Source organism: Shewanella sp. ZOR0012 (assembly GCF_000798835.1).
Taxonomy (GTDB): domain Bacteria; phylum Pseudomonadota; class Gammaproteobacteria; order Enterobacterales; family Shewanellaceae; genus Shewanella; species Shewanella xiamenensis.
In genome coordinates, this window is sequence record NZ_JTLE01000094.1 from 957,171 (window position 1) to 974,635 (window position 17,465).

The 17,465-nt window shown below is 46.7% G+C and carries 11 protein-coding genes; 6 read left to right on the top strand and 5 right to left on the bottom strand.

The genetic code is table 11. The features are described 5' to 3' along the window. The first annotated feature begins 11 nt into the window (after positions 1-11). The 3 genes from purD (at position 12) to L976_RS05975 (ending at position 5,103) form a co-directional block, all read left to right on the top strand. Positions 12-1,310, top strand: coding sequence for a phosphoribosylamine--glycine ligase (gene purD / locus L976_RS05965; protein ID WP_047535152.1), 1,299 nt, complete (start codon positions 12-14; stop codon positions 1,308-1,310). 179 nt (positions 1,311-1,489) lie between these two features. Then, positions 1,490-4,699, top strand: coding sequence for an ImpA family metalloprotease (locus tag L976_RS05970; protein WP_047535155.1), 3,210 nt, complete (start codon positions 1,490-1,492; stop codon positions 4,697-4,699). Positions 4,700-4,881: 182 nt separating this feature from the next. Continuing rightward, positions 4,882-5,103: a hypothetical protein gene (locus L976_RS05975; protein ID WP_037413589.1), complete on the top strand. Its 222-nt coding sequence runs from the start codon at positions 4,882-4,884 to the stop codon at positions 5,101-5,103. On the opposite strand, the gene L976_RS05980 is transcribed toward L976_RS05975, so the two are convergent. From L976_RS05980 to hemE, 3 genes are all read right to left on the bottom strand, one after another. Then, positions 5,100-5,903 (bottom strand): SDR family oxidoreductase, encoded by an 804-nt coding sequence (locus L976_RS05980; RefSeq protein ID WP_037413590.1) that lies wholly within the window; start codon positions 5,901-5,903, stop codon positions 5,100-5,102. The two genes, L976_RS05975 and L976_RS05980, sit on opposite strands and share 4 nt — an antisense overlap. Positions 5,904-5,978: 75 nt before the next feature. Next, positions 5,979-8,549, bottom strand: coding sequence for a cyclic di-GMP phosphodiesterase PdeB (gene pdeB, locus L976_RS05985; RefSeq protein WP_047535157.1), 2,571 nt, complete (start codon positions 8,547-8,549; stop codon positions 5,979-5,981). Between the two features lie 385 nt (positions 8,550-8,934). Next, on the bottom strand, positions 8,935-9,999 hold the full coding sequence (gene hemE, locus L976_RS05990) for a uroporphyrinogen decarboxylase (RefSeq protein WP_037413592.1): 1,065 nt from the start codon (positions 9,997-9,999) through the stop codon (positions 8,935-8,937). A gap of 461 nt (positions 10,000-10,460) precedes the next feature. Here hemE and rsd point away from each other — a divergent pair, with 461 nt between their 5' ends. After that, a complete protein-coding gene (gene rsd / locus L976_RS05995; RefSeq protein WP_086023981.1) occupies positions 10,461-10,946 on the top strand; it encodes a sigma D regulator in 486 nt (161 codons plus the stop codon). A gap of 183 nt (positions 10,947-11,129) precedes the next feature. Here the strand turns inward: rsd and acnB are convergent, their stop codons facing one another. Further along, a complete protein-coding gene (gene acnB, locus L976_RS06000) occupies positions 11,130-13,727 on the bottom strand; it encodes a bifunctional aconitate hydratase 2/2-methylisocitrate dehydratase (RefSeq protein ID WP_047535159.1) in 2,598 nt (865 codons plus the stop codon). 420 nt (positions 13,728-14,147) lie between these two features. Here acnB and hxpB point away from each other — a divergent pair, with 420 nt between their 5' ends. Next, positions 14,148-14,801 carry a hexitol phosphatase HxpB gene (hxpB, locus tag L976_RS06005; RefSeq protein WP_047535161.1) on the top strand — a complete coding sequence of 218 codons (654 nt, stop codon included), beginning with the start codon at positions 14,148-14,150 and terminating at the stop codon, positions 14,799-14,801. A gap of 65 nt (positions 14,802-14,866) precedes the next feature. Next, complete coding sequence (locus tag L976_RS06010; protein ID WP_231570474.1) at positions 14,867-15,181, top strand: DUF2845 domain-containing protein; 315 nt, start codon at positions 14,867-14,869, stop codon at positions 15,179-15,181. Positions 15,182-15,239: 58 nt separating this feature from the next. Here the strand turns inward: L976_RS06010 and L976_RS06015 are convergent, their stop codons facing one another. Next, the gene (locus tag L976_RS06015; RefSeq protein WP_047535165.1) at positions 15,240-17,282 is read right to left on the bottom strand and encodes a M13 family metallopeptidase; all 2,043 of its coding nucleotides are present in this window, start codon (positions 17,280-17,282) and stop codon (positions 15,240-15,242) included. Positions 17,283-17,465: the final 183 nt, after the last annotated feature.

Genomic DNA, 17,465 nt, shown 5'->3' on the forward strand with positions numbered 1-17,465 from the left:
GATGACTTAACATGAAAGTATTAGTTATTGGTGGCGGCGGCCGCGAACATGCCCTAGCTTGGAAAGCGGCACAATCACCTCAGGTCGAACTAGTTTATGTTGCACCGGGTAACGCGGGCACAGCTCTCGAACCAAAGCTTGAAAACTTAAATATCAGTGCAACTGACATTCCTGCCCTGCTCGATTTTGCTAAAACCAATCAGATCGAAATCACCATCGTTGGCCCAGAAGCTCCGCTGGTATTAGGTGTGGTTGATGCCTTTAACGCTGCGGGTCTGTCCATTTTTGGCCCAACCAAAGCGGCTGCGCAGTTAGAAGGTTCTAAAGCCTTCACTAAGGACTTCTTAGCGCGCCACAATATCCCAACCGCGGGTTATAAAAACTGTACCGAAATCCAAGACGCTAAAGCCTTCGTGCGCGAACTGACGGGCAAGACGGGTTACCCAGTCGTAATCAAAGCTGACGGTTTAGCCGCAGGTAAAGGCGTTATTATCGCCCAAGACCAAGCCGAAGCTGATGCTGCAATTGATGATATGCTCGCGGGCAACAAGTTTGGTGATGCGGGTTCTCGCGTGGTTATCGAAGAATTCTTAAAAGGCGAAGAAGCCAGCTTTATCGTGATGGTCGATGGCAAAAATATCCTTGCCATGGCGACTAGCCAAGATCATAAAGCTCGCGATAATGCCGATCACGGTCCAAACACTGGCGGCATGGGCGCTTACTCCCCTGCGCCCGTGGTCACCCAAAGCGTACACGATTGGACGATTGCTAATGTTATCCGCCCAACGGTTGATGGCATGGCGGCTGAAGGCAATGTTTACACTGGCTTCCTGTATGCAGGTCTAATGATCGCACCAGACGGTAGCGCCAAGGTACTGGAATACAACTGCCGCTTTGGCGATCCAGAAACCCAACCTATTATGATGCGCTTAAAATCAGATCTGGTTGAACTCTGTTTAGCAGCAACCCGCGGCGAGCTGGATAAAGTTACCGCCGAGTACGACGAGCGCGCCGCAGTCGGTGTCGTATTAGCCGCTGGCGGTTACCCTGATGACTACCGCAAAGGCGATGTGATTGACGGCCTAAGCCTAGGTAATCATGATGCCAAGGTCTTCCACGCCGGTACTGAAATGAAAGGCGGACATGTAGTCACTAATGGCGGCCGCGTGTTATGCGCTACAGCCTTAGGAAACACAGTGACCGAAGCACAAAAAGCCGCTTATCAATTGGTTGATGAAATCCATTGGGATGATGTGTATTTCCGTACTGATATTGGCTATCGCGCCATTGCCCGTGAACAACAGAGCTAAGGGTTAATCCCACTAAAAATACCGGCCTAATGCCGGTATTTTTATGCCTTAAATTTGACGATCGTCAAATTTAAGATAATGATTTATATAAATTTTATTAAGATATTATCTACTTTAGCCCGTATTATTCCGCTACAATGCTGCATAATTGTTAATTCCCAAAATAATAAGGACTCCCTATGGAGATTAGACTTATATCTACCGCCATCGCCTTACTGATTGGCGGTTGCGGGGGCGGATCTGAGGATGCGAGCACCACCACACCACCCGTTCAGCCACCGACTATCACCCAATATACCGCCAGTGCAAGTCAGGTATCGGGCGGCAAACTCACTCCTGCAAGCCAAAAAGTCGATTCGGGCAAAAGAGCCAGCTTTAGTGTTCAAGCGGACGCAGGCTTTGTACTAGAAAAAATTAGTGGCTGTGGCGGTTCATTAGCCGAGTTAACTTATACCACAGCGGCGATGTCGGCGGATTGCACGATTACTCCAGCCTTTATCAGCAATGCTGAAAATGCCATTCGCCATCAAGATCATACCCTTGCCAGCGCCATTGAGCTGATTGACTTCAGCACTACCGAACTAGCCAAAGTGGACGCTGCCCGCAAAGCGAAAATCACCCAGCTCTATCAAGGTGTAGGTAGCAGCATTAGCTGGCATCCGACCCACGACTCCATTACCTTTTCGAGCTTTATGCCGGAAAACACTTTTACCCTACTGCCATCAAATGTGGATGGCAGTGGCGCCAGTGCCGTTCGCGGCCTAGTGATGGCGGGCGAGCAACAGGGACAACGCTATGCCGCTATGGGTGGCAACTTATTTAGCGTCAACACTTCTGCGCAGACAGATATACTGTTGAAAAATCTCATCTCATGGCTGACTAAAGGTGGCGATCAACAGGATGGCCTCAGCATAGTCACGGCCCAAATGCCGAGCCGTGCCGACAGTTGGTATTTCCCCCATAACGAAGGGATCCGCACTTGGCTAAGCAAGTACTATCCCGATGCTCACAGTATCAATACCGCCAATAGCTGCGACTACAGCGCCCTCGCCAGCTGTATCGATACCTTAAAACCCGATTTAATCGTTATCAGCGATATTGACCGCGACAACCTAGGTTACGCGGGCATTCAAGCGGCGATTGCCAAAGCCAAGGCTGCGGGTATTCCCCTGCTACTCTCAAATTATCGACGCGAACAAAGCGCTATGCTCTCGCCACTCTATCTTGAAATGGGGCTATCGACTGCGGGCAACTATTGGTCGAAACTCAACGCCGACAATCTGAGTGTAAGCACCATTCTGGCTGAAGATAAAGCCCTTGAAGATGTTAAGAAACTACTGGCAAATCTGCGGGAGCAGCGCTTTGACACGCAGGTATTAAATGACTGCACAGGCAATTATTTGAGCTGTAATAGCAGCGCCTTTGTTGAGGCCTTTAAAGCGGGTGCCGACTGGTATCGCAGCAGCGCTGAAACCTTAGATATCAATGGCATTGATGCGTTTAGTCGCAGTAACTTCCCACTGATAAAGGCCGGTTTACTGCTCGCCGATAAATACCGTAGTGAAATTGATTATCCCATCGCCTACAGCGAGTTCACCCAATGGCAGCAAGCACTATTTGCCGATTGGACGGTGAGCTACGCCCGCGCCCATAACCTTGCCCAAGCCGATTTAGGGGAATATGTCACCGACAGAGCCAATCTAAGTAAAGGCACTAATGCTCACTACGCTTATCCGGCCACAGTATCAGAGCGCAAAACCATTAGCGTACCTTATACGGGTCAATGGACCAGCTCAGGCTGGTACGCCTTACCGGGACAAACCATCACGCTCAGTCGTTTGGATAGCACCAATGCCAACGTCGAAATTAAGCTCAATTATCATAGACGCAATACCAACCGCGCTTTTGAACAAAAGGTTTATCGCGCGCCGCTTGAGTTAGCACAGCAACGAATTAAGCTCGCAAAGGGGCAAAGCATCGAGTTTTCAACCCCCTATGGCGGCCCGATTTATTTCTATATCAGTGGCGGCGAAGGCGCGCTCAGTGTCGATATGCAAGCAAAAAATGTGGCTAAGCACCCGAGTATCATGGATTTTTCTAATCCTTCTGAAATCACTGCCTTCAATGACAAAATTCAAAACACTGAGCTGCCCCATGTGGATCTGCGCACCGATGGCGCTGAACAGCATTTACGCCGCGACCGTTTTATGAATGCCATTGGCGGTAAGATCCCCGATGTTACCGCCTTGCTCAAAAGCATCGTCGAGGACCATATCAATAGTGTTTACACCTTAGCAGGACTTAAGATCCAAGGTAAAAGCTTAAGTGAGTCGTTACCCGCCGAGGTGCTATCAAGCTGTCAGGCACTGTTTGGGCAAGATTGTATCGATGTTAATCTGCACACTCGCACGATTATCCAACACGCTAACTATGACCAGAATGCCCAATGTGGATCGGGTTGCAGTGGCAATCCTTGGGATGCCGCTTGGAATATTTCACCCACGGGTTGGGGAGATAACCATGAACTTGGCCATAATCTGCAAACCAACCGCCTCAATGTGCAATATGCCACTGCCGCCAATAGCGATAATTGGACAGGTTATGGCAGCCGTGCAGGAGAAAACTCCAACAATATCTTCCCCTATGTGGTGCTATGGAAGACCCATTATTTGCGTGATGGTAATAGCGACATCATTAAAGATGGCCATATGAATCACAAAGATCTCTTTTATGTGTTTATGTCCGATGCCATAGGCACTAAGGATACCAGTGGCAAACGTGTAGTCTTTGGCGCTAACTGTAAAGTGTTAGATATCGGCGAAGACCGATATACCGCACCTTGGGCAAGTAATGATTATGCGGTACATAATGGCTATCGCATGGGGTTTTATATCCAAATGGCCCTCAAGGCCCATGGCATGACGCTAAGTGATGGCACAACCTTAAGTAATGGCTTTAATCTCTTTACTTTGCTGTATCAGCACAGCCGTATTTTCGGTAAATACGCTAATAACGCCAGCGATTGGGAGGCAAACCGCAGTAAACTCGGTTTTGACTTATTCCCCTTCGATGGCCATAGCGTCTACGGTGGTAAAACGGTCAGAGACATTCCTGGCAATGACTTTATGTTGGTTTCCTTAAGCAAACTCACAGGCAAAGATTGGCGCAGCCATTTCGATATGCTAGGACTGCGTTACTCTAGTCTTGCAGCCATGCAAGTCACAGCAAACGCCAGCCTTGGCACGGTACCAATGGGTATGTATGAGCTCGAAACTGATTTACCACCCGCGAATATGAGCCAAGGCTTAACCTTTATCCCACTGTCACTGAGCGATAGCAGCACACTTTGGAAAGGCACAGGCTCACCTAGCCAATGCGCGAAACCTTAATACTCTAGACATTAAAGCACTAGACGTTAAGACACTGAAAATTAAGTGCAATAAAAAATAAACCTCGCAAATGCGAGGTTTATTTTTGCCTAAAAGCGTGATCTAACGCACACAAGTTGCGAAGTGGATAGCGCACTATTTGACCTCAATAATGATATCCAATAATAAATCAGGGGTTTTCTATGGGTTATTCAATCAAAGACATTATTTATCAAGGCGAAAAGTCCGGCGTGCATAATTGGCAAACACTGTCGGGACAGAATTTTTACTGGCATCCTGACTGGCTTCATATTGCCGAGGATCTCACAGGCCATAAGGCAACAGCCAACATCCAAGCTGATGGTGATAAGGCAACCCAAAATGAAGCTGAACAAGCCATCGTTAAACACCTCAATAAAAGCTAATGGCCTGAGGCAATTGCTTTACGGGCTATTTTATCGATTAAGCCCGGTGCAATCAGCTTAAGCCAACGTCCGAGCCGGCCGCGAAGAGAAGTGATAAGCTGCCGGCCTCGGGTTGCTATCACAGGTAGCATCATGTCGGCACATTGCTCTGCGGAAAGAATTTTAGCTTCCTGCATTGGCGATTTACCGAGTGGCTTACCCGCACCATCTAAGGCTCGCTTATGGATTTGCGAGACGACAAAATCAGGGCAAATCACCGTCACGGCCACATTATCGTCAGCAAGCTCAATCCGCAGCGAATCAAAAAAACCGATAACAGCATGCTTAGACGCCGCATAACCACTACGAGTCGGTACGCCTGTTAACCCAGCCACCGAAGCCACCACCACGACCTGACCTTGGCTCGACTTTAAATAGGGTAAGGCGGCATGGGTCAAATAGGCAGGGCCTAAGTAATTAACGCGCATGATATCTTCAAGAACCGCTAGTTGGGTTAACTCATCAAAACGCGACCACATCGTCATGCCCGCATTATTAACCAAAATATCGAGACGGCCATAATGGGCAATCGTGGCTTGAATTAAGTCTTCACACTGGGAGGCACTGCTGACATCAGCGGCAAAAACAAAGGGAGTAGGACCATAGTTAGCAATTTCGAGGGCAAGTGAGGCAAGACGCGTTTCGTTGCGAGCACTCAATACAAGTTGGCATCCTACCCGCGCCATGGCAATAGCCAGCGCACGACCAATACCTTCAGAAGCCCCTGTAATAATAACCACTTTACCCGTCAGTCCATCCATAACCATATCCTTGTTACTAATATGTTAACTTCGGTTAAGGGTAAATTGGCATAATCACCTAAAAAGCGCAATCCCCTATGCGCGTTGCGCTAAGCTCATCTCAAACTGCTCACAATAACTTGCTAGAGGTTGCGGCCGTCCTATCGCATAACCTTGAGCATAGTTGATACCAATCGCTTGCAATCTATCGATAATCTCTTGGTTTTCTACAAATTCGGCGACCGTCTCAATTCCCATTACTCGGCAAACGTCTTGAATAGATTTAACGATGGCATAGTCCTTGGCATTGACGGCCAGGTTTTTAACAAAGCAGCCATCGATTTTGACGTAGTCCACGGGCAGTTCGCGTAAATAGCCGTAGGAAGCAAAGCCACTGCCAAAATCATCCAATGCAAAGGAAAAACCGAGTTTGCGCAATTGCCTGAGCATTTCCATGCCGCGGTGACGGTTTTGAATCGCAGTCGTTTCGGTAATTTCAAAGCAAACGCATTGGCTAGGAATATCAAAAATCTGCTGCTGCTTAGCAATATATTCCACCATGCCTTCGGCGCCGAGACTATTGCCCGAAAGGTTGATTGAAATGCAGTGATCCGGCCAAAGCTGCGAATTTAGTGACAGCCATAAAAAGGCTTTACGTATCACTTCTTTATCAATTTCAGGCATCAGCTTAAAACGCTCTGCGGCAGCAATAAACTGGGCAGGCGCCAAAATGCGACCACAAGGCTCTTGGATCCTGAGCAAAATCTCCATCCGTTGGCGTTTAGAACTCGCACCTAATCCTCGGATGGGCTGGTAGTAGAGCAAGAGTTCATTTTCCTCAATTGCTTGGGCAATACGCATCGCCCATTTAGGCGCATTACGCTGGTAGGTCAGTTCTTTATCTTTATCATCATAAATATGAATTTGATTGGCGCCCTTAGCTTTAGCGGCAATACAAGCGATATCCGCATCCTTGAGTAACTCCTGCGCATTGATATAGGGCGCACGCCCAAAGGCAACACCAATACTTAAACCGACTTTGTAGTTGCAATTTTTATCGTGTAACACTTGCAACGATACCTGGGCAATAATGTGCTTTAGCAACTGCACCACGGCTAACGCCGAGCGATCGCAGATCACCAGTCCGAACTCATCCCCTCCTAAGCGAGCGAATAACTCCTGAGGCCCAAGACATGATTGGATTGCCTTAGCGACCATGGCCAGCATGCGATCACCCGCAGTATGGCCACAACTATCATTGATCAACTTAAACTGCTCTAAATCCAAATAACATACCGCAAGGCTCCTCGTTTGACCGGCGAACTCGGGCAGTTGTTCTTCAAACGCTTGGCGATTAAGTAACCCGGTAATACCATCAAAGTTTGCGCGTTTTTGTAGCTGGTGCTTAAGGCGTTCTTCTTGGGTGATATCCCGCAGTACCACTACAGTACCGACAATCTCTTTTTCATGATTAAGCACGTTACTAATGCTACGTTCAATAATCCGTGGCGTTGTGGTTAACAGTTTGATTTTAGCGACTTGAGGTGTCGTTTCGCCAAGGCGAATACAGTGAAATACCGCTTGATTTAACTGCTCTCCAGCCTTTAATAAGCTAGCAAGACTCTCACCAACGGCATCACAACTGGCCACATCAAGCAGTGTTTCAGCCTTTGGATTCATGTAAATGACGTTTGCATCGATGTCGGTCAAGATAACGGCTTCAGCAATCGACTCTAAGGTTATTTTACCGCGCTCTTTCTGCTGATAAATCCTCGCGAGTAAGCTGTTTACGCGATTCGCCAATACAGATAACTCTTCATTACCCTCGCTGGTCACAGGCCGATATACACTCGCCATAGGATCAACGAGCGCTAATTGCTGCATCAAGCTATTAAGGGGCTGTAACAAGCCTGAACGCAACCAAACATAACCCAAGGCGACAATGAATACCCCCAGTAATATCACCGCAAGCGACACCCAGTCGAGACTAAGCTTTACATCTCGAAAAGGATCATCAGAAAATTCAACCTGGAGATAGATTGGTTGTTGACTAATGAGACTCGGCAGCGCAACCGAACTTGGATGTAAGGTATTATGTGTTGTTACAGCATTAGACATGCTGATCCGCGCGACAAGGGAGGTTTGGGCGTATTCCAGTAGATCGCGCTCAGTAAGTTGCCGCACTAACAGCACATACTCACCCAAATGTGAAGCGACCGCAGTGACGACATATCCTTTATCGCCAATTAAATAGGCGCTGGCAAACTCAGGCTTAGCCTGCGTTGTTATCGCCTTGGCGATTTCCTGCCGATTCACATCATCTATTGATTGCTCATTTTGAAAAACACTCTGCAAATTTCCATCTCGCAGAATAAACCAACTTAAATTGGCAGACATGGAGCTCTCAAGCCACGAAGACTCGAGGGCTTTTAACTGCTCGCTATCGAGATGAGCTAATGGCGAGGCATAAATATTAGTGAGAAACCCTAACCGATCGACATCGATGCGGAACTGCTGCTGAATATTCGCCAGCTCGCGCTGTACATTATCCTGACGTAACAATTCGACCCTATGGTCAAACCAAACCCCGAGGCAATAGGAGACAAGCACAACGGCTGGTAAACAGAACCCTGCAATAAATACCAATATTTTGTTGCCTATGCGCATCTTTTACCACGGCTTACGTAATTAAATTAACAAACGGCTTTATTTAGTCCCTTATAGCGCCATGCAACATATCTCATTTGCAAATAGTATTAAATATCACTTTGCTTTATCCGTTGCTAAAGTAGGCAATAGCATGCATTTAATTGCTTTAAACGCCTTTGATTTAACGCAGCTATTCGATAAAAAAGTTTTAAAAAGTTAGATGGTAACCGAGCTCCAATGCACTAACACCGCGGAGACATACGCTATAAAGCACGCGATTAATTAATGCACTCGCTAAACCACAAGTTAATACCCAATTAACAACGCCCAAGTGGAAGTTTCTGACGCTGTGATAAACGCCATAAAAAACGGACCCTCAGGTCCGTTTGTTATTTAGTGCAGCTTATTTATGGTACTGCTTAGATTGAGCGTGAACCGCCTTAATAAAGGCACCTGCATGCTCTGGGTCCACATGCTGGTGAATACCATGGCCTAAATTAAACACATGGCCTGTACCTTCACCGTAGCCAGCCAGAATTTGAGCGACTTCTTCTTCGATACGTGGGATTGGTGCATATAACATGGATGGATCCATGTTGCCTTGCAGAGCAACTTTATGACCAACACGGCGACGGGCGTCAGCGATATCGACAGTCCAGTCTAAACCTAAAGCATCACAGCCCGTTTCAGCCATCGCTTCTAACCATAAACCACCGCCCTTAGTGAATAAGGTCACTGGCACTTGGCGGCCATCAGCAAAGCGAGTTAAGCCATCAACAATTTTCTGCATATAACGCAGTGAGAACTCACGGTAAGCAGTGTGCGATAACGCGCCGCCCCAAGAGTCGAAAATCATTAAAGATTGCGCACCATTAGCCACCTGTGCGTTTAAATATAAGGTCACTGAATCTGCAAGCTTATCAAGCAACATATGCAATGCAGCAGGCTCGGCGTAGGCCATTTTCTTAATTTTTTCGAAGGTTTTGCTCGAACCGCCTTCAACCATGTAAGTGGCTAGAGTCCATGGCGAACCAGAGAAGCCGATTAATGGCACTTGGCCATTCAGTTCACGACGAATCGTGCTAACGGCCTTCATCACATAACCCAGTTCATCTTCTGGGTCTGGGATTGATAATTTTTTGATGGCATCGATAGTATCTGTTGGGCGCTCAAAACGTGGGCCTTCACCCGCCTCAAAATACAGACCTAATCCCATTGCATCGGGAACAGTCAAAATGTCGGAAAACAGAATCGCCGCATCCAGTTCATAACGACGCAGCGGTTGTAGTGTCACTTCACAGGCCAATTCATGGTTTTTACATAAAGACATGAAATCGCCCGCTTGAGCGCGAGTCGCTTTATATTCAGGAAGGTAGCGGCCTGCTTGACGCATCATCCAAACCGGAGTCATATCGACAGGCTGTTTTAATAGGGCGCGTAAATAACGATCATTCTTTAATTCTGCCATTTGGCTTGATTCCTAGACTTTTATTGAGATCCGCTGGGTCGGTAGTTTAGCATTTACGCGAATAATGTAACCAATATGAGATAATTTATGTGAGCTATTCCCCATCATTGCTGTCCATTTAAGCAGTTATCCTCAAAATGCTAGCCAGATAACATACTGTTTATTAATCGAACTCAAAGTCACAGTCAGACAGAAAAAAGTTGCACCAGTTCCCTGCCTTTGGTATAAAAAGTCTGCGCTAGCAAGAACAATCAAGAAGCTCGTCGCATCGAGCCTGCTATATACATTACTCGCCCAACGATAGGTTTCTATCGTTGGGCTTTTTATTTCCACATTTTTTTATACAAAACAGCTGGTTTGTCCATTTACCAATTATCGCAAATCCCGATAAAAAGGGTTGATCGAAGAGCTATTTCTCCCCTACATTAGAGTTATGTCCTAGCACTTAAATGGAATGCATCATGCTGAGAGAACTCGAAAAAGCAGAACAAAAGTGGGGCGGTTCAAATAAGCTTATAGATCAATGGCTAGAAAATCGTCGCAAACTCTTGGTGCATTATTGCCAAATTGCTGGGCTACCGCCCTACACTAATGCGGAAAAATCGCTTCCCTCTTTTGAGAACGTTAAGTCATTTTGTGATTTATTAGTGGATTACGTTTCTGAAGGTCATTTCGAAGTGTATGACCAAGTGATTAACGCCTGCGAAAAATTTGGCGCCCCTTGCAAAGCGGCTATTCAACAGGTTTTGCCTAAGATCACCCCAACGACCAACGCAGCGCTAGACTTTAACGATAAGTACGCTGAAACGCAGGACGATCAAGTGATGTATCAGCTCGATAAAGATCTCTCCGAACTGGCGCATACCATGGAAACGCGTTTCGAGTTAGAGGATAAACTCCTCGAAGTGCTGCACAGCAAATACTCAGAGCACGCCCAGCAAGCTTAATGCGGCATGATAAGCCACGCTAAACACTGCGCTAAAGAGATGCCTGACCGATAAATAATCAATTTATCCTCTATCTTTCGTTAAGTTGCTATGTGATTGTTTGCGCATTAACAGTACAGTAAAGCATTCAATAGAAACAAAAAAGCCAGCTTTCGCTGGCTTTTTCATTATCATATCAATCGATTATACAGCTGATTGAAAGATCACTTGTGATGCTTTCTTAGTGTAAGAATCGATTTGATCGAAGTTCAAGTAACGGTAAGTGTCAGCTGCGGTTGCGTCTAACTCTTTCGCGTATTCTTGGTATTCTTCAACCGTAGGCAGACGACCTAACAATGCTGCTACTGCCGCTAATTCCGCAGACGCTAAGTATACATTAGCACCTGTACCTAAACGGTTCGGGAAGTTACGGGTAGAAGTAGAAACCACTGTCGCACCTTCAGCCACACGTGCTTGGTTACCCATACACAGTGAACAGCCTGGGATCTCGATACGCGCACCAACGCGACCGAAAATACCGTAGTAGCCTTCCTCGGTCAGTTGGTCTTTGTCCATCTTAGTCGGTGGTGCAATCCAAAGACGTGTTGGTAGCGTCTTAGCGAACTTGTCTAACATCTTACCGGTCGCACGGAAGTGACCGATGTTAGTCATACAAGAACCCACGAACACTTCGTCAATCTTAGTTTGCGCAACAGATGACAATAACACGGCATCGTCTGGATCGTTTGGCGCACACAGGATTGGCTCTTTGATCTCGTTCAGATCGATTTCGATCACTGCTGCGTACTCGGCATCGGCGTCAGCACTCATCAGCTCAGGATTCGCTAACCACTCTTCCATGCCTTTGATACGACGCTCGATAGTACGACGGTCACCGTAACCTTCAGCGATCATCCACTTCAGCATAGTGATGTTCGAGTTCAGGTACTCGATGATTGGCTCTTTGTCTAACTTGATAGTACAACCCGCTGCAGAGCGTTCTGCTGAGGCGTCAGACAGTTCGAATGCTTGTTCTACTTTCAGGGTTTCTAAGCCTTCGATTTCCAGTACGCGACCAGAGAAGATGTTGATCTTACCTTTCTTCTCAACCGTCAGCAGACCCATTTCAATCGCTTTTAATGGGATAGCATGTACTAGATCACGTAGGGTGATACCAGGTTGCATCTTGCCCTTGAAGCGTACTAATACTGATTCTGGCATGTCCAGAGGCATCACACCGGTCGCAGCAGCGAAGGCAACGAGACCAGAACCCGCTGGGAATGAAATACCGATGGGGAAACGCGTATGTGAGTCACCACCAGTACCAACTGTGTCTGGTAATAACATACGGTTTAGCCAAGAGTGAATAACACCGTCACCTGGGCGCAGCGACACACCACCACGGTTCATAATGAAGTCTGGCAGCGTGTGGTGAGTATTAACGTCAACCGGTTTTGGATAAGCGGCAGTGTGGCAGAATGACTGCATAGTCAAATCGGCACTGAAGCCTAAACAAGCTAAGTCTTTCAGCTCGTCACGGGTCATAGGACCGGTAGTGTCCTGTGAACCTACAGAAGTCATCTTAGGCTCACAGTATTGGCCTGGACGTACACCAGCAACACCACAGGCTTTACCGACCATCTTCTGTGCAAGGGTATAACCTTTGCCATTATCAGCGATGTCTTGAGGACGTACGAATACGTCAGAGGCTGGTAAACCTAATACCGCACGCGCTTTATCAGTTAAACCACGACCGATGATCAGTGGAATACGACCACCTGCACGCACTTCGTCTAACAGTACGTCGGTTTTCAGGCTGAACTCAGAAATCACTTCATCTGAGCCATGACGCTTAACAACACCAGCGTATGGGTAAATGTCGATCACATCGCCCATTTCCATTTTGCTGACGTCGAGTTCGATTGGCAGTGCGCCCGCATCTTCCATAGTGTTGAAGAAAATCGGCGCAATTTTGCCACCTAAGCAGAAACCACCAGCACGTTTGTTAGGTACGAATGGGATATCATCGCCCATGAACCACAGTACTGAGTTAGTAGCTGACTTACGTGATGAACCTGTACCTACAACGTCACCCACGTAAACTAATGGGAAACCTTTGGTTTTCAGTTCTTCTAATTTCTTGATTGGACCTACGCTGCCAGGTACATCTGGCTCGATACCATCACGCGCGTTTTTCAGCATCGCTAAGGCGTGCAATGGGATATCTGGACGTGACCAAGCATCGGGTGCTGGTGACAGGTCGTCGGTGTTGGTTTCACCAGAGACTTTGAATACGGTCAGGGTGACTTTGTCCGCTAATTTTGGACGGCTTAAGTACCAATCTGCATTTGCCCACGCTTCAACCACTTGTTTTGCATAGACGTTACCCGCTTCCATTTTCTCAACCACATCGTGGAAAGAGTCAAACATCAGCAAAGTGTGAGATAAGGCTTTAGCAGCTAAAGGCGCCAGAGCGGGGTTATCTAACTGAGCGATCAGCGGCTCGATGTTATAACCACCTTGCATAGTGCCTAATAACTCAGTCGCACGTTCGGCAGACAGGATAGGTGAAGTTGCAGTGCCTTTAGCTACCGCATCTAAGAAAGCGGCTTTTACGTAAGCGGCTTCGTCAACACCGGGGGGAATTCGATTTTCGAGCAGGTCAAGAATAACAGCTTCTTCACCAGCGGGGGGATTTTGAACCAATTTAACCAGTTCAGCCACTTGATGTGCATCTAATGGCTTAGGGACTACGCCCTCTGCAGCACGTTCTGCGACGTGTTTACGATATGCTTCTAGCACGGCAACATTCCTCTTTGTTTGGCGCTCTAACAACGAAACTGCACGTCTTCTCAATTGAAGCTGACAGTCCGACATGATCGACCCGTATTTCCGGCCAGCAGTATACTACAGCTTTGCAAAAGTATGAATCAGGTCACACTCGGCAAAAGACGAAATAAGGGCTAAATCCGGAGGTGCAACTCAACTTACGGCAACAATAAAACAATGGAAATTAGACAATAGTTTGAAAACAGATAAAAAACCATAATCTACAAATAGTTAACATACGTTCATCAATTTAAAATCGAACGATTATTTTTTGGACATCAATTCTTTTCCACCAAAAATATTTCTCAACTTTGTGTGTTTAGGCTTTGAAGATGACGGGCTTAAACTTACACTCAAGCTCGAATGACCCATTTCCCGTCCTTTGGAGTAGTAATGACATCTCTCAGTATTCAAGCCGTTATTTTTGATATGGATGGCGTGTTAATTGATTCAGAACCCCTTTGGCAAAGGGTTGAATATGAAGTGTTATCGGCACTTGGCGTGCCCGTCACTATTGAAACGATTCAACAAACCACAGGGTTACGTATCGATCAATGTGTCGATTATTGGTATCACAAAGCGCCTTGGGCCGATTACGATAATGCCAAGGTCAGCAACGCCATTGTTGACAAAGTTGCTGAAGAAATTCGGCAAACCGGTGAGCCGATGTCTGGCGTTCAACAAGCAATGGCATACTGCCAGGCAAAAGGCTTAAAGGTAGGCTTAGCCACCTCTTCACCAACAGCGTTGATTGATGCAGTGCTAGCAAGGCTTAAGCTTAAGGGCCAATTTATGGCGGTAGAATCTGCTGAAGCGATCACCTATGGCAAACCCCATCCAGAGGTTTACTTAAATTGCGCAGCGGCCTTAGGGGTTGACCCGCGATATTGCCTCGCGATTGAAGACTCTTTTAATGGTCTGATCGCTGCCCGCGCCGCCAATATGCAAACCGTTGCGATTCCTGCGCCAGAACAACGCGGTGAAGCAAAATGGATCATAGCCCATCATCAATTAGAGAGTTTATTGGAGCTTGATAAGGTGTTCTAAATAAAGTCACCGAATCAATTTGAGAAAGGTTAATCACTGCTAGTGATACACCGATGAAGTATTATGTGTTGTTAATACTGTGGGCGGCGAGTTTGCCAGCCTTAGCGACAGATTCTATGCGCTGTAAGCAATTCGTCATCAACGTAGGCGATCCCTTAGACGCAGTGTTAGAAAAGTGCGGACCGCCAAACGAAGCCAAAGAATATAGCCAACCCGCCACTTATCGAAACTCCGCGGGTGATATCGTGATTGATCCAAGCAAGTTGCCGATAGAATATGCTGAGTGGACCTATGATTTTGGCCCGACACGATTGATGCGGCGGGTTTATGCAACCGATCAAAAAATCGAAAAAATTGAAACCTTAGGATATGGGCATTAATCCTAACCCAAGTAAAAAGCCAGACAGATGTCTGGCTTTTTCGTTTTCATCCTATGGATTACCAGATTTTTACGCGCTCTTCTGGTTTTAAATACATCTTGTCGCTCTCTTTCAGCTCAAAGGCTTTATAGAAAGCTTCAATATTGCGCGGCGTCCCCATCGCGCGGTAGTGGCTAGGTGAATGTGGATCCGTCAGTAAACGACGACCTAACTCTTCATCACGGTAATTACGACGCCATACCTGTGACCAACCGACGAAGAAACGCTGCTCGCCCGTTAAGCCATCGAGCACGGGAGCAGGTTTACCGTTTAAGCTCATCATATAGGCGCGAGCAGCTACTGTTAACCCACCTAAGTCACCGATGTTTTCGCCTAAGGTTAAATCACCGTTCACAAACTTACCGGGTAATGCTTCGTAGCCAGAATACTGCGCCGACAGTTGCTTACCGCGTTTTTGGAACTCTTCACGGTCTTTATCCGACCACCAGTCACGCAGGTTACCGTCGCCATCGTACTTAGCGCCTTGGTCGTCGAAACCATGGCTGATTTCGTGGCCAATAACCGCACCGATACCGCCGTAGTTGACCGCATCATCGGCTTCCATATTGAAAAATGGCGGTTGCAGAATCGCTGCTGGGAATACGATTTCATTGCCAACTGGGCTGTAATAAGCGTTCACCGTTTGCGGTGTCATATGCCACTCGGTACGATCGATTGGCTTACCGAGCTTGTTGATCATGTCTTGATATTCAAACTGGGCGTAACGCATATAGTTGCCCACCAGCTCATCAGGCTTGATTTCTAGCGCAGTGTAGTCTTTCCATTTGTCTGGATAACCAATCTTGTAGGTAAACTTAGACAGTTTTTCCTGAGCCGCGACTTTAGTTTCTGGCGTCATCCACTCAAGCTCATTAATACTGACTTCGAAACCTTTGATCAGATTTTTGATCATAGTTTCCATGCGAGCTTTGGCTTCTGGTTTAAAGTACTGCTTAACGTACTCTTCACCCACTAATTCACCTATTACTTGGTCGGCGCCATCAACCGCTTTTTTCCAGCGTGGTTGCTGCTCTTCAATGCCCATCAACGTTTTGCTCTTAAAGGCAAAGTTAAGATCGACAAAGTTTTTACTTAACAGCTCGGCGTAACTATCCACGAGGTGGAACGTTAAATAGTCCTGCCAAGCCGAAACAGGGAAGGCATCAAAATTTGCACCTAACTTTTCAAAATAAGAGGGTTGACGCACGATCACGTCAGTCACTTTATCACCTAAGCCAGCAGTCGCGGCAAAGGCATTAAAATCAAACTGTCCCATGAGCTTTTGCAGCTCGGCGCGGTTCAGTTTGTTATAGGATTTGTTCGCATCGCGCGACTCTACACGGCTCCACTGACTTTTCGCGATCATCATTTCAATATCGGCCACGTTTTTCGCGGCACGTTTTGCATTTTTATAGCCCGCTTCAGTCAGAATATCAGTCACATGTTTCGCCATTGCTTGGCGATTAGCGACAAACTTAGCGTCATCTTTTAAGTAGTAATCGCGGTCTGGCAAGGTTAAGCCTGACTGGCTTAAATACACTGCATATTGGGTAGAGTTTTTCGCGTCGTTATTAACGTAGAAACCAAAGGGAATACCTGAACCGCTGGTGAGTAATTTCCCCATCACCGCGGGTAATTCACTGTGATTTTTCACTGCAGAGATGTCCGCCAGTAATGGATTTAATGGGGTTACACCTAAGGTTTCGAGCAAATCGGTATTCATAAAGCTGGCATTAAAGTCGCCAATTTTTTGCTCATTGGAGCCAGGGGCAGCATTCTTTTTTGCGGCCGCTGCATCGATGATCTTTTTCAATGCATCTTGGCTTTGATCGTACAGCACAGAAAATGCACCGTAGTTGGATTTATCAGCTGGAATAGGTGTGTTGGCTAACCATTTACCGTTAACACTGTAGTAAAAATCATCTTGATGGCGAACTGAGGCATCAAAGTTTTGTAATTCAATGCCAGAAACCGCGGCGACTTCAGTTTTAGGCTCGCTGCTGCAAGCGGCTAAACCTAGGCTCAAGGCAATACCCAGCGCCAGTGTGCTTATCTTCTTCATTGTTTTCCCCAGCTTCCGTTGAGAGTGTTGTTATTTTTTCCTGCAAAACCTTAGCATTTAGACTGGTTTGGCTGTAGTAAGATTTTGTAAAAGGTTATGACACTTATCGATTCATCCCACCTTATTAAAAGACAGAATGAACAAAATCTAATCTCGAAACGTCAACACGCCCTAGTTATACCC